Annotated in this window: 2 protein-coding genes; both read right to left on the reverse strand. The window is 29.4% G+C overall.

Going from position 1 to position 1,121, the window contains the following annotated elements:
• Nucleotides 1–603, reverse strand: a 603-nt coding sequence (locus ACU68Y_RS09005; protein WP_446765341.1) for an IS3 family transposase, incomplete at its 3' end; no start/stop codon positions are given.
• Nucleotides 537–1,076, reverse strand: coding sequence for a helix-turn-helix domain-containing protein (locus tag ACU68Y_RS09010; RefSeq protein ID WP_002839005.1), 540 nt, complete (start codon nt 1,074–1,076; stop codon nt 537–539). The genes ACU68Y_RS09005 and ACU68Y_RS09010, both read right to left, overlap by 67 nt.
• Nucleotides 1,077–1,121: the final 45 nt, after the last annotated feature.

The following is a 1,121-nucleotide window of genomic DNA, read 5'->3' on the forward strand; positions in this document are numbered from 1 at the left end:
TGCTTTTTCTAGCATTGTATTAGTTAATTCTATTGTTGGGTGATTACTTAGTGTATAGCTGATTATTTCACTGTTGAATAGATCTAATATTGGTGATAGGTATAGCTTATTTTCTTCACCTTTTATTCTAAATTCTGTTACATCCGTTAACCATAACTCATTTGGTTTACTTGCTGTAAATTGTCTTTTTACAAGATTATCTGCTACTTTTCCTACTTCTCCTTTGTATGATGAGTATTTTCTTGATCTAGTTTTAAATTTATTACATAACAAGGATTCTTCTCTCATTATTCTTAGGACTTTTTTATGGTTGATATTAAAGCCTTTATTTTTTAATACCATAGTTACTCTTCTATAGCCATATCTACCTTTTGTTGCCTCTACTATGGTTTTAATTTCATCTTTAACTTCTTTGTCTTTATCTATCTGATTTTCTAATTTTATTTTCCATTCATAGTATGATGATTTTGGTAAATTGGATATTTCTAACCATTCGCTTATCTTACTTTTTGGATATTCTTTTAGAAGTTTGAGGATTATCTTTGTCTTTTCCTTGCTTCTGCTTCCTCTTCCAGGAGCAAGGCTTGTAGCTTTTTTTCGTATATTATTTTCATTTTAAGAAGTCTATTTTCTTCTCTAAGTCTTATTAATTCTTCTCTTTCACTTTCGTTTATTGGAGTGTTTAGTTTAGACTTTTTATTTGATTTGGTCATATTTTTTCTAGGCCTTCCTTTGTTATCTTCTAGCCCAGATAAACCACTTTCTTTGTATTTTTTCTCCCAATTACAAATTATTGCTCCATTAGCGATATCAAAATACTCAGCAGTCTCTCTAAGCGAAGTTTGATTGATTTGCCTATATTGTATTACAGATAGCTTAAATTCACTAGTGTATTTATTGTTTTTTAACTTTTTAGATAATTTATCGAAGCCACCAAATTTGTATTGATCTATCCATACTCTTAATGTAGTCCAAGGAATATCATGTTTTTTTGCTACAATTCTATAGCCTCCAGATTTACCTGATAAGTATTCTAGTACTAATTTTATTTTAAATTCTTTTGTATATTTTGGCATACAAAAACCCCTCCATCCGTATTCCGGATTTTGGGGTTCAGATCA

The organism is Finegoldia sp. P1-F-LS (assembly GCF_052932205.1).